We start from the raw sequence: 14721 nt of genomic DNA, 5'->3' as shown, positions 1-14721 counted from the left end.
CGGCTAATGTCATTTTCATTGCTTGAGGGCGCCTAAGCATGGAATGCTGTTCTCATAATATCTGTGCGCTGTTTTCCTGCGCTTTTGACTTGCGCTCACTCTGCCGCTCAGCATAACCTGCCCGCCGGAGAGCAGACGGGGGGAATAATGGAAAAGACAGCTTGCGTGATTGCCGGTGCCGGCGTGGTTGGTCTGGCAATTGCCCGCGAAATGGCAATGCGCGGTTTTGAAACACTGGTGCTTGAAGCCGAACATATGATCGGTACACAAACCTCGTCGCGCAATTCCGAAGTCATCCATGCAGGTATTTATTATGAGCCGAACAGTCTGAAAGCCCGTTTCTGCGTTGAAGGTAAAGAACGGCTCTATCTTTATGCGCAGGCGCAGGGCATTCCGCATAAACGCTGCGGCAAGCTGATCGTCGCCACCTCTGAAGCCCAGCACACAGCACTGGACACAATCGTTGAACGGGCAGCAGCTTGCGGCGTACATGATCTGCAACGATTGAGCGCGGCGCAAGCACAGGCGCTGGAACCGGCGGTGCAGTGCACTGCAGCCCTTTTCTCCCCTTCCACCGGCATTATTGACAGTCATGCCCTGATGCTGAGCCTGCAAGGCGATGCGGAAAATCACGGGGCAGCCATTGCCTTCAACACCGAAATTCTGAGCGTTGAACAGATTGACGGCGGCTTTTCCATCACCACCCGCGACCGTGAAAGCGGTGAGGAATTCACTCTGACAGCCGAGCGTTTTATCAATGCCGCGGGCCTTGGTGCGCAGGCTATTGCCGCGACCATCAACGGGCTGGCACCGGAGCATATCCCTGCATTGCACCTTGCGAAGGGGAATTATTTTTCTGCATTGGGCAAAAATCCCTTCTCCCGCCTGATCTATCCGGTGCCGGTAGACGGGGGCTTGGGCGTGCATCTGACGCTCGATCTCAACGGGCAGATGCGCTTTGGTCCAGATGTCGAATGGCTGCATCAGGTCAACCCGCAGGCAGGTCTTGATTATTCCGTTGATCCGCAGCGGGGCGACAGTTTCTATGCTGCGATCCGCCAATATTGGCCGGAATTGCCGGACGATGTTTTACAAGCAACCTATAGCGGCATCCGCCCGAAACTGAGCGGCAAAGGGGAAACGGCAGCAGATTTCCACATTTCCGGCAGTGACGACCACGGCATAACAGGGCTGATTAATCTGTTTGGCATCGAAAGCCCGGGGCTAACCTCAAGCCTCGCTATTGCCGCTCATGTCAGCACTCTCATAAAATAAGAAAGGCACAAATACCGCGATGATATTTGTGCCTCTTCTCTGTGAACCCTCTGAGAAGACCGGTTGGGAAATCCGGCTCTCTCAAAAATTCAAATTATTTTTTAACCTGCTTGGCAGCAACTTTCTTCACAGAATGACTGGAAGTCTTGTGCATAGCGGTGGTTTTGCCCTTAACAGTTTTATGGGCTTCAACTTTCTGAGCAGCAGGCTTATATGTCTGAACCGCAGCGGGAGCATGGGTTGCAGGGGCAGCCTGAGCGGCAACCGGAGCGATCATGCCAAGAGCAGCAATTGCGAGAATAAAACGTTTCATAATGAGTGACCTTTTAAGCTGCAGACACCGGCATCCTGTTGAAAATACTCAACAATATTAATACCGATGGATCTGGTGCAATCTTGTGATTGCGCAGCTGAACTATTGCTTATTTTAGCTGAACGGCACATGAACAAGTTTTATAAAAGCCTGCAACAAATTGCGAAACTAATGTTTTATCTCATCTCAGTTCATTGACAGGAAAAGCACAAATACCGTGACGATATTTGTGCTTTGTAGCCTGAATGGAGATAGTCAGATTTTATTTTGCCGGCTGTTTCGGGACAGATTTACTGCCGTCCTTCTGAGCGGGTTTCAGGTTGTCTGCTGGTTTTGCTGATTTCGTTTTATCCTGAATGGTGCCTTTACCATCAATTTTCTTCTGGTCAGCCTTTGGAGCCAGTGGTTTTGCTGGCTGAACTTTCTGACTCTGTGGCGAAACAGGAGCAGGTTTTGCAGTCTGAGCAACGGCAGGAGCAACAAAACCAAGGGCAGCAACAGTAATAATTAAACGCTTCATAAAAACACCTTTAAATAATAAAATTCTCAAATAAAATTAGTTAATTACATTATCGATTATAGTTTTTATTCACACCAATACGTTTTGTTCTAGGTTTCGCTTTCTTTTTTGAAGAAACCTTGTTCTTCTTGACTGCTGACGATGCGCTTTTCTTAATAGTCGTTTTCTGGGAAGACGCCTTGTAAGTTTTAGCACCGCTCGAAATTGGTGCGGTTTGTACGGCCGGCGCTGCCTGAGCAACAACCGGCGCAGCAATTCCAAGGGCAGCAACAGCAATAATTAAACGCTTCATAAAAATACCTTTCAATATAAAAACACTAAAAAATAATACTAAAACATAATTAAATACATTAAAGAATAAACAATCGATAATGTATTTAATATTTACTACTTATAAAATGAATATAAGATGAACATAAAATTCATAAAACTTAATTTATTGTTTTATGTGAATTTTATTAATTCAATCAATATTACTAATCACCCCGGTATATAATTCAGGATCGGCCCCAGCCAACGCTCTACATCCGCAACCGGCATGTTCTTACGCGCGGCATAATCTTCCACCTGATCACGTTCAACTTTCGCCACGCCGAAATAATAGCTGTTGGGGTGCGAGAGATAGAGACCAGAAACCGAAGAGCCCGGCCACATGGCATAGCTTTCTGTCAGCTCAACACCGGTCGTTGCCGTGGCATTGAGCAGGCGGAACAGAGTGGTCTTTTCGGTATGATCCGGCTGTGCCGGATAGCCTGGTGCCGGACGAATGCCCGCATAAGGCTCACCCACCAGCTGATCGGGCGTGAAAGTCTCACTTGTTGCATAACCCCAGAATTCTTTACGCACCCGCTCATGCATCGCTTCCGCAAAAGCTTCCGCAAAACGATCTGCCAGCGCTTTGACGAGAATGGACGAGTAATCATCATTGGCGCGTTCAAAACGCTCGGCAATAGCCACTTCCTCAATACCGGCAGTGACGACGAAACCGCCAATATAATCCGCTTTACCGCTGTCGTTTGGTGCCATGAAATCGGACAGCGCCACATTCGGGCGGCCATCACGCTTCGATAGCTGCTGGCGCAGCGTGAAGAATGTATCCGTATGCTCCTGACGACTGTCATCCTGATAGAGATGAATATCATCCCCCACCACATTGGCAGGCCAAAAGCCGATGACCGCACGCGGTGCAAACCACTTCTCGTCGATGATCTTTTTCAGCATGGCTTGCGCATCTTCATAAAGCTGACGCGCGGCAGGACCTTGTTTTTCATCATCGAGAATGGCTGGGAACCGGCCTTTCAGTTCCCATGTCTGGAAAAATGGCGTCCAGTCAATATAACGCGCCAGCTCTGCCAGATCATAGGTTTCAAAGACCTTGGTGCCGAGGAAAGATGGTTTAGGCGGGGTATAGTTTTCCCAATCCAGCTTTTCGCTATTTTCGCGGGCACGTGCCAGCGGCAGGCGCTTCTTCTCCGCCTCACTACGCTCATGAGCGGCAGTGACCTTGGCATATTCCGCGCGAATATCGTCGACATAGCCGCTTTTTTGCTCCGGCGACAAAAGTTGCGACACAACACCGACAGCACGGCTGGCATCCAGCACATAGACGGTCTGGCCGCGCTGATATTTCGGATGAATTTTCACCGCCGTATGCACCCGGCTGGTGGTTGCGCCACCAATCAGCAACGGCAGATCAAAACCTTCGCGCTCCATCTCTGCAGCCACATGCACCATTTCATCCAGCGACGGCGTGATAAGACCGGACAGACCGATAATGTCCACCTTCTCATCTTTTGCCACCTGCAAAATCTTTGCCGCAGGCACCATCACACCGAGATCGATGATTTCATAATTGTTACAGGCTAGTACAACACCGACAATATTCTTGCCGATATCATGCACGTCGCCTTTCACGGTGGCCATGAGAATTTTACCGGCACTCTGGCGACCTTCCCCGCCGTTCTGTGCCTTTTCCTCTTCCATGTAGGGAAGCAAAACCGCTACGGCCTGCTTCATAACGCGGGCGGATTTCACCACCTGCGGCAGAAACATTTTACCCGAGCCGAACAGATCACCGACCACATTCATACCGGCCATCAGCGGGCCTTCAATCACATGCAGCGGACGCTCGGCGCTTTGGCGTGCTTCTTCCGTATCAGCTTCGATATATTCGGTAATACCATTGACCAGCGCATGCTCAATACGCTTCTCAACGCTCCATTCGCGCCAGCTTAAATCTTTCTCTTTGGCTTCTTTACCGGCAGTCCCGCGATAACGCTCGGCAATTTCCAGCAAGCGCTCGGTTGCATCGTCGCGGCGGTTCAGCACCACATCTTCACAGGCCTCACGCAATTCCGGATCAATCGATTCATAAACCGCCAACTGTCCCGCATTAACGATCCCCATATCCATACCAACCTGAATGGCATGATAAAGGAACACCGCATGCATGGCCTCGCGCACCGGCTCATTACCGCGGAACGAGAAAGACAGATTGGAAACACCGCCTGAAATGTGCACATGCGGCAGGGTTTCTATGATTTCTTTCGTCGCATCGATGAAATCATTGCCGTAATTATTATGTTCTTCGATCCCTGTCGCCACAGCGAACACGTTCGGATCGAAGATAATATCTTCCGGCGGGAAACCGACCTGTTCGGTCAGAATTTTATAGGCGCGGGTACAAATCTCGACCTTACGCTCTTTGGTATCAGCCTGTCCCACCTCGTCAAATGCCATCACCACCACGGCGGCACCATAGGCACGCACCAGCTTGGCGTGATGAATGAAGGCTTCTTCGCCCTCTTTCATTGAGATGGAATTGACCAGCGGCTTGCCCTGGACGCATTTCAGACCAGCCTCGATCACATCCCATTTCGATGAGTCAATCATCACCGGAACACGGGCGATATCCGGCTCGGCAGCGACCAGATTGAGATAGTCTACCATCACCTTCTGGCTGTCGATCAGGCCTTCATCCATATTGATGTCGATGATCTGCGCGCCATTATTCACTTGATCGCGGGCAACATCCAGCGCCGTCGTGTAATCACCGGCAGTGATCAGTTTTTTGAACTTGGCGGAACCGGTGACATTAGTACGCTCGCCAACATTCACAAACGGAATATCTTTGGTCAGTGTAAACGGCTCAAGACCGGACAGGCGCATTAATGGAGCCAGTTTCACCGGCTTGCGCGGCTCATATTTGACCACGGCTTCAGCAATTGCGGTAATATGCTCCGGCGTCGAACCGCAACAGCCGCCCACCACATTGACCAGACCTTCGCGCGCAAAATCTTCCATCTGCACCGCCATCACTTCCGGCGTCTCATCATAACGACCGAACTCATTCGGCAGACCAGCATTCGGATAGGCGCAGACAAAAGTATCAGCGACACCTGAAAGCTCTGCCAAGTGCGCGCGCATCGCATTGGCACCCAGCGCACAGTTCAGACCGATGGTGAAAGGTCGTGCATGACGCAGCGAATACCAGAAAGCTGTCGGCGTCTGACCGGACAATGTGCGGCCGGAAAGATCGGTAATGGTACCGGAAATCATCAGCGGCAAGCGGATGCCTTTTTCCGCAAAAACCTGCTCGCAGGCAAAGACAGCAGCTTTGGCATTGAGTGTATCAAAGATAGTTTCGATCAGAATGATATCCGAACCGCCATCGATCAGACCATTAATCTGCTCGGCATAGGCGATGCGCAGATCATCAAAACTCACGGCGCGGAAACCCGGATTATTCACATCCGGCGACAGCGATGCGGTGCGGTTTGTCGGCCCCAAGGCGCCAGCGACAAAACGGCGGCGGCCATCTTTTTGCTGCGCACGCAAAGCAGCGCGGCGGGCAAGGCGTGCACCATCACGGTTCAGATCATAAACCGCCTCTTCCATGCTGTAATCGGCCTGCGCAATGGAAGTGGAAGAGAAAGTATTGGTTTCGAGAATATCCGCGCCGGCCATCGCATAGGCATAGTGAATTTCTTCAATTGCCTGCGGCTGGGTCAGGGTCAGAAGGTCATTATTACCCTGCAAATGGCATTCGCAACCGGCGAAGCGCTCACCACGAAAATGCTCTTCGTGAAAGCCAAGCCCCTGAATCTGCGTGCCCATAGCACCATCAAGAATCAGAATTCGTTCCCGTGCGGCTTTTTGCAGAGCGGCAAGCACTTCCGAACCATCCGGCTTTACAGCGACGGGCCCAAACAGATCATCCAGTGAAGTGCTCATTTTATTTCCTGCCTGTTACTCAATTTTATTGAGTTGATGACATAAACATATCTTTATGTCAAACAAACTATTGCACTCTGACTGCTCACCAAAGTCACCACAATGGTTATGATTTGTGACAGCATGCGGCACAAAATTGCCTCAGTTTTTTTGCTCCATAAAGACAGAAGTCATGCAGCGTTCATCTCGTGAACAGTAACATGCTCTGCGTGCATGTCACAAAACGCTTTATGTATTACAATATATGCGCCTTGATCTGAGGAGAAACAGAGATGAAAAAACTGATTTCTTATTTTACTGCGGCGCTGACAGCGCTGACGATGAGTATCTTGTCATTCGGCACAGTTGCGCAGGCACAGCCTTCAGCGATCACACATAGTGCTGTTCTGCAGGATCTGGCGTCGTCCCGACAAGGACTAAGCCAGAATGTACAATATTATCCTGAGCGCCGTCACTATAGCGAAAGACGGCATTATGATCGCCGTTATGACAGGCGCTACGACCGGCCCCGTCACTGGGACGGCCCCCGTTGGGACCGGCCGCGTTACCGGCCTTACTACAGGCCGTATTATCAGCCGCAATTCCGCTACTACCGTCCGGCACCGCCACGCTATTATCGTCCGGCACCGGTTTACCGCTCCGGTCGTAATGCGCATATCAACTGGTGCTACAACCGCTACCGGTCTTACCGCGCGTCCGACAATACATTCCAGCCGAATTACGGCCCGCGCCGCCAGTGCTACTCACCTTACATTTAAGCTGTGAGCGCATTGTAACAAACAAAAACGCCGCCCTGTTGAGGCGGCGTTTTACAATATGAATGATATGATTGATCAGGTTACATAAGAGCCGATTGAAGCTGCTACCAGACCGATTGCAACAGCAATCAGTGCACCATAAACACGCGGCTTATCCAGCAACACTGCAAAGGCCGAAAACCACGCAACAATTGCAGCGCCCAGAGCAAACAAAAATCCGGCCTTGTCATAAACCACCAGATTGACAGTCATCAGCGCACTGATAATCACGGCACCGAAAACAATCATCATGCCCATGGCATATTTTTCATAATCGTCCATATGCATTTCCTATATACGAACCGGCTGCTCCGGTCTTTCAGCAGCTTTAACACAAGCTGCGGTGAAATCACGGCCACACTATGCCTGACTTGTCATTTTCCCAAAATCAGACAATCATTATTTTGCGTAATCTTCAATCGCTGATCATTCTGAAAACAGCAATATCACCGCTTTTCAGGGGATTATATTCAGGAAACAGTGGATGTGAAATCAGCCGAATAGCGCAATTCACGCAAAGGGCGCACAGCCTGCGTTGTTGCATCATAGGTCGGATGCGCTTTAAAAGCCGCCAAAGCCGCCTCATCGCGAAACTCACCATAGACGACCAGATCAATCCGGTCGCACATCGGATCAACCTTACTGTTAACAACAACTTCAAAAACTTCGGAATGCGGAATCGTCGCTAATGCGCGCAGACGGCGGCATACATCCTCTACGTCCTGATCTTCTTTGACGCTGAAAAACACAATATGCCGTATCACGATCTTTTCCTAACCAGTCGGTTTGCATGAAGAATGGCTATCTATCACACGCCAACCGAAAAAGTCATCTTCAAATCAAGGTGAACAGGATCACTTAAAGCTTAAGCCGCTTCAAGGTCAGCTTCAGTGCCCGGAGCAAGCCTGATTTCAAGGCCGTTCAGCTCTTCAGTCATGATGATCTGGCAGGAAAGACGCGAATTATCTTCAATATGGAAGGTCTGATCGAGCTGATCCAGCTCTTCGTCCTGCGGCTCATAGAGCTTGCCCGCCCATTCAGGCGTTACATAGACATGGCAGGTTCCGCAGGCGCAGGCACCGCCGCATTCCGCTTTAATATTCAGTCCCCAGTCGCGGATGACTTCCATCACACGAAACCCTTCAAGGGCTTCAAGCGTATGGCGCACACCTTTTTGATCAGTCACATGAATGAGAAGCGTATCAGAACTCAAAACGATGCCTTTTGAACAACGGAGGACAGGGGGATCATTACCGTAGATAATGTTTTCGGCACACAAAACAAGCATTTTTCCTGTTTTGCTACCTTAGAGCGACGAATTGACAACATCTGCCAGAACTTTGGCTGAAACGAACAACAGACATCACACGGTCTGGCGACGGCGCCAGGTAAAGCGTTCATTTGCCTGCTCAGGAGCTGCGACACCACCGGCAGCAGGCTGGTAATAAACCCCTGTATCATACAGCTCACCATCCTGAAGGCGCTTCAGGGTCAGGCTGTCACTGATCTGCAAACTGTCAAAACCGGCACGTAACATGGCCGTAACCTGATCAATGCGCACAATACCCGCAGCCCTGATTTCACCACCAAAACCGTAATGGGAACGCAAGCGCGCAGCTTTGGAAAAAGAACGCCCGTCATTGAAAGCCGGAAAATCCAGCACCAGCAGATCAATATGGTCAAGATCAACAAGCAGCACATCAAGCGGCTCTCCGGCCTCAACCCGCACACCAATGCGGATATTGCTGGTACGCAGCCGCTCGGTATTCATCTCCGGCCACAGTTTCAGCGGTACAATCACCGCATCATGCTTTGTGATTTCTTCAATTGCCTCAACATCCACAAAAGCATCATCGTTCAGACCGGATCGCGACCAGAGCACCGGAAGTTTTATCTCTGTCATGCCCCTGCTCCCTTGATTCCGTTATGCTGTAAATGCTGTTCCAGACCGTTCAGATGAATACCGCATTCGGTTTTCACCGAACCCGCCCAGCGCCCTGCCCTCTGATCTTCACCATCGCTCACGGCACGGGTGCAAGGCATGCAACCAATGGAACGATAACCCTGTTCCACCAGCGGATGCGGCGGCAGATGATGCGCTTCACGGTAAGCTTCCAGTTGCTCCGTGCCCCAGTCTTTCAGAGGATTGATGCGGATATGCTGCCCCACCGCTTCAAAAGCCGGTAAGCTATTGCGCGTTGCTGCCTGAGACTGCTTGCGCCCCGTAAACCACGCCTGAAAAGGTGCGACACCAAGCGCCAACGGCTGGGTTTTACGCAAATCACAGCACCGGTCTTTATCCGTCAGACATAAAGCGCCCAGCGGATCATGGGTTTTCAAGGCGCTCACATCCGGCAAAAGATCGCGGACATCTGTCAGCCCCAGCTCCTGCACCAATTGCGCCTGATAGCGCAATGTCGCCGTAAAATGCTTATTGGTTTGCAAAAACAACACCGGCAGCGATGGCTGCACTTGGGCAATCAGATGCAACAAGATTGCAGAATCCGCCCCGAAAGATGAAACCGCAGCAAGCCCCGTGCCAAACTCCTGAAGGCTCACCGCGATAATACGGGCGGCATCCGCCTCACCGTAAAACTCATTCAGGCGTTGCGCTTTAAGATGTGCCGGTTCAGGGATTTCAGGCAGCATGAGCAGCCTCACCGTAAAGTGCAGCTTTAAACGGCTGCGCGCCCAATCGCCGGTAAGTCTCCAGAAAGCTTTCCTGCGGCGCGCTACGCAAACCCAGATAGGTGTTCACCACTGTTTCAATGGCATCCACCACGTCTTCAGAAGAAAAACCACGACCGGTAATATCGCCGATAGAGGTCTGCTCATCACCGGAACCGCCGAGCGTGATCTGGTACAGCTCCTCGCCCTTTTTCTCTACGCCGAGAATACCGATATGGCCGACATGGTGATGACCACAGGCATTGATGCAACCGGAAATTTTGATCTTCAGATCACCGATTTCCTCCTGCCGCGCCTGCGAGCCAAAACGCTCGGAAATACGCTGCGCCACAGGGATGGAGCGGGCATTGGCAAGTGCGCAATAATCCAGACCCGGGCAGGCAATAATATCGGTAATCAGCCCTGCATTGGCAGTTGCCAGACCGGCCTGCTGTAACTGCGCATAAAGCACAGGCAGATCCGTGAGCGCCACATGCGGCAGCACCAGATTTTGCTCGTGGCTGACACGGATTTCGGCCTGCGAATACTGCTCAGCCAGATCTGCCACAATATCCATTTGATCGGCAGATGCATCGCCCGGAATTTCCCCGATGGCTTTGAGTGAGATTGTCACCACGCCGTAATCCGGATGTTTATGCGCAGTCACATTGCGGGAAACCCAAGAAGCGAAAGCGCCGTCGGTTTTGCGTGCCAGTGCCAGCGCGCCATACCCGTCTGCCCGTTCATGCAATTGGGGCGCAGCAAAATAGGTATTGATGGCCGCGATATCAGCCTCAGGCAGTTTCAGATCACTGTCTTTAATCGCCTGCCATTCACTTTCAATCTGTGCCTGCAAATCCTCAAGACCGGTTTCGTGAACCAGAATTTTGATGCGCGCCTTGTATTTATTATCGCGCCGCCCGTGGAGATTATAGACCCGCACAATGGCAGTGATATAGGTCAGTAAATCGGCTTCAGGCAGAAAATCCCGCACCTTTTTGGCGATCATCGGGGTGCGCCCCTGCCCGCCACCGATATAGACTGCAAAGCCGCGCTGTCCCTGTGCATTTTCCTTCAGATGCAAGCCAATATCATGCACCTGAATGGCCGCACGATCCGCCTCTGCGCCCGTCACCGCAATTTTGAACTTACGCGGCAGATAGGAGAATTCCGGATGCAATGACGACCATTGGCGCAAAATTTCCGCATAGGGACGCGGATCGGCGACTTCCTCGCGGGCAGCACCGGCAAAATGATCGGCTGTCACATTGCGAATGCAGTTACCCGATGTTTGGATAGCATGCATTTCCACTTCAGCCAGCTCTTCCAGAATAGCCGGAATATCCGTGAGTTTCGGCCAGTTAAATTGCAAATTCTGCCGTGTGGTGAAATGGCCGTAGCCACGATCATAGACGCGGGCGATATGCGCCAGCTTACGCATCTGGAGAGAGGACAGAGTGCCGTAAGGAATCGCAATGCGCAGCATATAGGCATGGAGTTGCAGATAAACGCCGTTCATCAGCCGCAGCGGTTTAAAATGATCCTCGCTCAGCTCACCGCTTAAACGTCTTGCCACCTGATCACGAAATTGCTCCACACGGGCAAACACAAATTCGCGGTCAAACTCATCATACCGGTACATAAAAAAGGCCTCCCGACAGTCGCCCCAATAGGCGTATTGTATAAATCTCAGCCGGCGACAGAATGCAGTCGCACAACGGGTGTGATTGTGGGGCCGGACAAGCGGATACGCTCGCGCAAGCGCACTGGGAACAACTGATCGCCGTGCTCCTCCACATCAATCAGATTGATATCCACCACCTCATCGGAACGGCTTGCCTGCTGACCGGCGGCTTCCAGCGCCGCCACCGCCTCAGGGTGACGCGCAAGTAATGCCCCGCGAATGGAGTTTGCCCAATGACCGTCAGCGGCGAGCCACACCGACATGCCGTCGCTCAAACGATTGGCACTCAGAACCTTGACTGTCATAATGCTTTCTCCTGTGTTTTAGAGCGGGTTACGCGTAAGCTCGGCGCATCAGAAACTTGCTGCTGTTGCTGCGCCAGCGGGCGGGCATGCTCAAGTGAAGCGCCTGCAACCGCATCGCCGATAATCACCATCACCGGCCCGCTCAGTTCTTTATGATTTTCCAGATGTGCCAGATCTTTCAAAAGACCGTGCAGCATGGTGCGGTCATCACGTCCGGCATTTTCCACCACCGCCACGGCTGTGTCCTCATGCAGACCGGCATTCATCAGCCTGCCTGCTACCGATGCGGCAACACTCGCCCCCATATAAACAGCAATCGTTGCGCCGCTGAGAGCAAGCCGCGCCCAGTCCGGCAGCTCATCGCCCGCCATATCGTGACCGGTCGTGAAAATCAGGGAGGATGCAACGCCGCGCAATGTGAGCGGCAGGTTCATATCGGCAGCCGCAGCAAAAGCAGAGGTAATCCCCGGCACCACTTCAAATGCGATACCGGCAGCGCGCAAAGCGGCCATTTCCTCACCGGCGCGGCCAAAAATCAAAGGGTCGCCGGACTTCAGCCGCACTACGCGTTTGCCTTGCATACCCAACTCGACCAGCAGATGATTAATCTCGCTCTGGCTTTTGGAATGGCAGCCCTTGCGCTTACCTACCGGAATGCGCACAGCATCGCGCCTGCCCATTGCCACCACGCCTTCCGGCACCAGCGCATCATAAAGGATAACATCAGCCTGCATTAAAACGCGTTGCGCACGCAATGTCAGAAGGTCTTCAGCACCGGGGCCTGCTCCGACCAGCCAGACATAACCGGACGGAATACCCGCTTCGCTTAAAGCTGCATCCGCACTATCACGCGCAGCTTTCAGATCGCCGCGCTCAACAGCACGCATGACCGCACCGTTAAAAAATTCGTTCCAGAACTGGCGGCGGGCTGCACCTTGAGGAAGGGTATGCTCCACTTTTTCACGATAGTCAGCGGCCAATTGCGCCAAGGCGCCTATCTGCGGAGAAAGCGCTGCACCGATCTCACGACGCAGCTTCTGCGCCAGTACCGGCCCTGCACCTTCAGTACCGATTGCCACCGCAACCGGTGCATGTGCCACCAGCGCAGGCGTGAAAAAGTCACACAGGTGCGGCCTGTCCACCACATTAACCGGAATGTGCCGCGCCCGTATCTGCGCTGCAATTTGCCCATCGCGCACGGCATCACCGGTTGCCACAAAAGCCAGTTTTACATTGGTAAAATCATAATCCTGCAAGGTACCGGTGCGCAGGCTGTAACCGCCATCCAGTACAAATTGTACCAGTCCGGCATCCGGTTGCTCACCCTCCGGTGCAACAATACGGATTTGTGCTGTTGTTTCCGCCACCAGACGTGCCTTGTTCAGCGCTTCCTCGCCGCCGCCAACAATCAGCACCACCGCGCCGTCAACGCGGAAGAAGGCCGGAAAAGCAGTTAATCTGGCAGGATGAGCACGCACAATCAGCACCTTTTACAAAGGAATTAGAACTGTGCTGAGTATCCCTCATTGTGCGAAGGCTTATAAGAAACAGGCTTGCGGGATGAAGCCAGCCATCCGCATCGCTTTTGCGAGTTTTGCAATTTTCGTGAAATTTAGTTCCGGAAACTCACTGCGGCCGGTATATGCACCGGCCAGCGACGCGGTAAGACCGCGACCAGATCAAAGCGCAAAGAAAGCCGGTGATGACCCGGCTGACGGGCAAGCCAGTGATCGGCTGCCGCTTCGATGCGTTGTAAATTTGTGTAGCTGACAGCTTCCATCGCCGCCTCGACGGAGGCACGCGCTTTGACCTCAACAATCAGCACCAGACTGCCACGCTTGGCAATCAGATCGATCTCGCCAAAGCGGGTTTTATAGCGCCGCTCAACAATGCGAAAACCTTTGAGCATCAGGGCAAAAGCAGCCAGCCGCTCCGCCCGTATCCCGCGAGAAAATGCCTGCTGCTTTTTCTCACGAGAGTTGCTCATCAGCCCTTCGCCTTCAGGCTCATCAGGCGCTGATACAATTCGCCCTTAGGCTTACCGGTCATACGGGAAGCTTCACCGGCAGCTTTTGACGGTTGTAATTCCTGTGCAAGCGACAGCAGCAAGGCATCAATATCCTGCTCGGTCACCGGCACGGAATTTTGCAACGGTGCACCGACCAGCAACACCACCTCACCGCGAATACGGTCTTCACCGTCATATTGCTCGCACAGTTCGCCCAAAGTCGAAGTTGAGAAAGTCTCATAGGCTTTGGTCAGTTCGCGGCACAGCGCAGCGGGACGATCAGCACCATAAACGGCTGCCATATCCTGCAATGTATCCGAAGTACGATTGGGCGATTCAAAGAAAATCAGCGTCGTATCAATGGTCTTATAGGTTTCGAGCTTATTGCGGCGCTGTCCCTGCTTTGACGGCAGAAAGCCACAAAACATGAAACTGTCAGTCGGCAGGCCGGAGGCCATCAAAGCCGCCATCACCGCAGAGGCGCCGGGCACCGGCACCACTTTATAACCGGCATTGCGGGCTTCTTCGACAAGACGATAGCCCGGATCGGACACCAGCGGCGTACCCGCATCAGACACCAGCGCCACACTTTTACCCGCAGCCAGAGCTTCCAGAATTTTCGGTCCTGCTTCAGCGGCGTTATGCTCATGATAGGCCATCGGGCGGCGGGCAATGGCAAAACGGTTGAGCAACACACGGGTAACCCGCGTATCCTCGCAGGCCAGCATATCGCACGATGCCAGCACTTCCAGCGCCCGCAAAGTTATATCACCCAGATTACCAATCGGCGTGGCGACAATATAGAGCGCAGGCTCAATCGGGCGGGCGCGAAAGTTCTTTTCGCCCACCACATAGCTGCGCGTATCCTGTAAATTGTCTTCCACAACTTATCCTTATCTAAGATTTACAGCGGTTCCAG

At 52.4% G+C, this 14721-nt stretch carries 16 protein-coding genes; 2 read left to right on the top strand and 14 right to left on the bottom strand.

The annotated features are described in order from the left end of the window. Positions 1-147 precede the first annotated feature (147 nt). Positions 148-1275 carry an NAD(P)/FAD-dependent oxidoreductase gene (locus tag P8H26_RS02955; protein ID WP_289631360.1) on the top strand — a complete coding sequence of 376 codons (1128 nt, stop codon included), beginning with the start codon at positions 148-150 and terminating at the stop codon, positions 1273-1275. A gap of 94 nt (positions 1276-1369) precedes the next feature. Here P8H26_RS02955 and P8H26_RS02950 read toward each other — a convergent pair whose 3' ends face one another. From P8H26_RS02950 to metH, 4 genes are all read right to left on the bottom strand, one after another. Next, positions 1370-1588, bottom strand: a complete 219-nt coding sequence (locus P8H26_RS02950) for a hypothetical protein (protein ID WP_289631359.1) — start codon at positions 1586-1588, stop codon at positions 1370-1372. 262 nt (positions 1589-1850) lie between these two features. Then, a complete protein-coding gene (locus P8H26_RS02945) occupies positions 1851-2108 on the bottom strand; it encodes a hypothetical protein (RefSeq protein ID WP_289631358.1) in 258 nt (85 codons plus the stop codon). A 49-nt stretch (positions 2109-2157) separates the two neighbouring features. Continuing rightward, a complete protein-coding gene (locus P8H26_RS02940) occupies positions 2158-2400 on the bottom strand; it encodes a hypothetical protein (RefSeq protein WP_289631357.1) in 243 nt (80 codons plus the stop codon). Between the two features lie 188 nt (positions 2401-2588). Continuing rightward, positions 2589-6341, bottom strand: a complete 3753-nt coding sequence (gene metH, locus P8H26_RS02935; RefSeq protein ID WP_289631355.1) for a methionine synthase — start codon at positions 6339-6341, stop codon at positions 2589-2591. Between the two features lie 272 nt (positions 6342-6613). Between metH and P8H26_RS02930 the strand changes: the two genes are divergently transcribed. Continuing rightward, positions 6614-7099 carry a BA14K family protein gene (locus tag P8H26_RS02930; protein ID WP_289631354.1) on the top strand — a complete coding sequence of 162 codons (486 nt, stop codon included), beginning with the start codon at positions 6614-6616 and terminating at the stop codon, positions 7097-7099. A 75-nt stretch (positions 7100-7174) separates the two neighbouring features. Here the strand turns inward: P8H26_RS02930 and P8H26_RS02925 are convergent, their stop codons facing one another. The 10 genes from P8H26_RS02925 to rsmI form a co-directional block, all read right to left on the bottom strand. Continuing rightward, entirely contained in the window at positions 7175-7420 is a 246-nt protein-coding gene (locus P8H26_RS02925) for a hypothetical protein (protein WP_289631352.1), read from the bottom strand. Positions 7421-7608: 188 nt separating this feature from the next. Beyond that, entirely contained in the window at positions 7609-7902 is a 294-nt protein-coding gene (locus tag P8H26_RS02920; protein ID WP_289631351.1) for a Dabb family protein, read from the bottom strand. Between the two features lie 101 nt (positions 7903-8003). Then, positions 8004-8351: a 2Fe-2S iron-sulfur cluster-binding protein gene (locus tag P8H26_RS02915; RefSeq protein WP_289631350.1), complete on the bottom strand. Its 348-nt coding sequence runs from the start codon at positions 8349-8351 to the stop codon at positions 8004-8006. Positions 8352-8501: 150 nt separating this feature from the next. Further along, the gene (locus P8H26_RS02910) at positions 8502-9041 is read right to left on the bottom strand and encodes a DUF934 domain-containing protein (RefSeq protein WP_289631349.1); all 540 of its coding nucleotides are present in this window, start codon (positions 9039-9041) and stop codon (positions 8502-8504) included. Beyond that, the gene (locus P8H26_RS02905) at positions 9038-9787 is read right to left on the bottom strand and encodes a phosphoadenylyl-sulfate reductase (RefSeq protein WP_289631348.1); all 750 of its coding nucleotides are present in this window, start codon (positions 9785-9787) and stop codon (positions 9038-9040) included. The genes P8H26_RS02910 and P8H26_RS02905 overlap by 4 nt, the downstream gene beginning before the upstream one ends. After that, positions 9777-11447, bottom strand: a complete 1671-nt coding sequence (locus P8H26_RS02900; RefSeq protein ID WP_289631347.1) for a nitrite/sulfite reductase — start codon at positions 11445-11447, stop codon at positions 9777-9779. Before P8H26_RS02900 ends, P8H26_RS02905 begins: the two co-directional genes overlap by 11 nt. A gap of 47 nt (positions 11448-11494) precedes the next feature. Continuing rightward, complete coding sequence (locus P8H26_RS02895; protein WP_289631346.1) at positions 11495-11794, bottom strand: DUF2849 domain-containing protein; 300 nt, start codon at positions 11792-11794, stop codon at positions 11495-11497. Continuing rightward, positions 11791-13278 carry a siroheme synthase CysG gene (gene cysG / locus P8H26_RS02890; RefSeq protein ID WP_289631544.1) on the bottom strand — a complete coding sequence of 496 codons (1488 nt, stop codon included), beginning with the start codon at positions 13276-13278 and terminating at the stop codon, positions 11791-11793. The genes P8H26_RS02895 and cysG overlap by 4 nt, the downstream gene beginning before the upstream one ends. Before the next feature lie 128 nt (positions 13279-13406). Beyond that, positions 13407-13781, bottom strand: a complete 375-nt coding sequence (locus P8H26_RS02885) for a YraN family protein (protein WP_289631345.1) — start codon at positions 13779-13781, stop codon at positions 13407-13409. Beyond that, the gene (gene rsmI, locus P8H26_RS02880; RefSeq protein ID WP_289631344.1) at positions 13781-14686 is read right to left on the bottom strand and encodes a 16S rRNA (cytidine(1402)-2'-O)-methyltransferase; all 906 of its coding nucleotides are present in this window, start codon (positions 14684-14686) and stop codon (positions 13781-13783) included. The genes P8H26_RS02885 and rsmI overlap by 1 nt, the downstream gene beginning before the upstream one ends. Positions 14687-14721: the final 35 nt, after the last annotated feature.

This window comes from Pseudochrobactrum sp. sp1633 (assembly GCF_030376605.1).
Taxonomy (GTDB): Bacteria; Pseudomonadota; Alphaproteobacteria; order Rhizobiales; family Rhizobiaceae; genus Pseudochrobactrum.
The sequence above is the reverse complement of the archived record's forward strand: the minus strand, read 5'-3'. Positions and strand labels throughout refer to the sequence as shown.

Excerpts from the sequence above, each read along its gene's own strand:
- P8H26_RS02955 (WP_289631360.1), top strand. The coding sequence starts at position 148 with ATGGAAAAGACAGCTTGCGTGATTGCCGGTGCCGGCGTGGTTGGTCTG.
- P8H26_RS02950 (WP_289631359.1), bottom strand. The coding sequence starts at position 1,588 with ATGAAACGTTTTATTCTCGCAATTGCTGCTCTTGGCATGATCGCTCCG.
- P8H26_RS02905 (WP_289631348.1), bottom strand. The coding sequence starts at position 9,787 with ATGCTGCCTGAAATCCCTGAACCGGCACATCTTAAAGCGCAACGCCTG.
- P8H26_RS02910 (WP_289631349.1), bottom strand. The coding sequence starts at position 9,041 with ATGACAGAGATAAAACTTCCGGTGCTCTGGTCGCGATCCGGTCTGAAC.
- P8H26_RS02895 (WP_289631346.1), bottom strand. The coding sequence starts at position 11,794 with ATGACAGTCAAGGTTCTGAGTGCCAATCGTTTGAGCGACGGCATGTCG.
- P8H26_RS02900 (WP_289631347.1), bottom strand. The coding sequence starts at position 11,447 with ATGTACCGGTATGATGAGTTTGACCGCGAATTTGTGTTTGCCCGTGTG.
- P8H26_RS02930 (WP_289631354.1), top strand. The coding sequence starts at position 6,614 with ATGAAAAAACTGATTTCTTATTTTACTGCGGCGCTGACAGCGCTGACG.
- metH (WP_289631355.1), bottom strand. The coding sequence starts at position 6,341 with ATGAGCACTTCACTGGATGATCTGTTTGGGCCCGTCGCTGTAAAGCCG.
- P8H26_RS02925 (WP_289631352.1), bottom strand. The coding sequence starts at position 7,420 with ATGGACGATTATGAAAAATATGCCATGGGCATGATGATTGTTTTCGGT.
- P8H26_RS02945 (WP_289631358.1), bottom strand. The coding sequence starts at position 2,108 with ATGAAGCGTTTAATTATTACTGTTGCTGCCCTTGGTTTTGTTGCTCCT.
- P8H26_RS02940 (WP_289631357.1), bottom strand. The coding sequence starts at position 2,400 with ATGAAGCGTTTAATTATTGCTGTTGCTGCCCTTGGAATTGCTGCGCCG.
- P8H26_RS02885 (WP_289631345.1), bottom strand. The coding sequence starts at position 13,781 with ATGAGCAACTCTCGTGAGAAAAAGCAGCAGGCATTTTCTCGCGGGATA.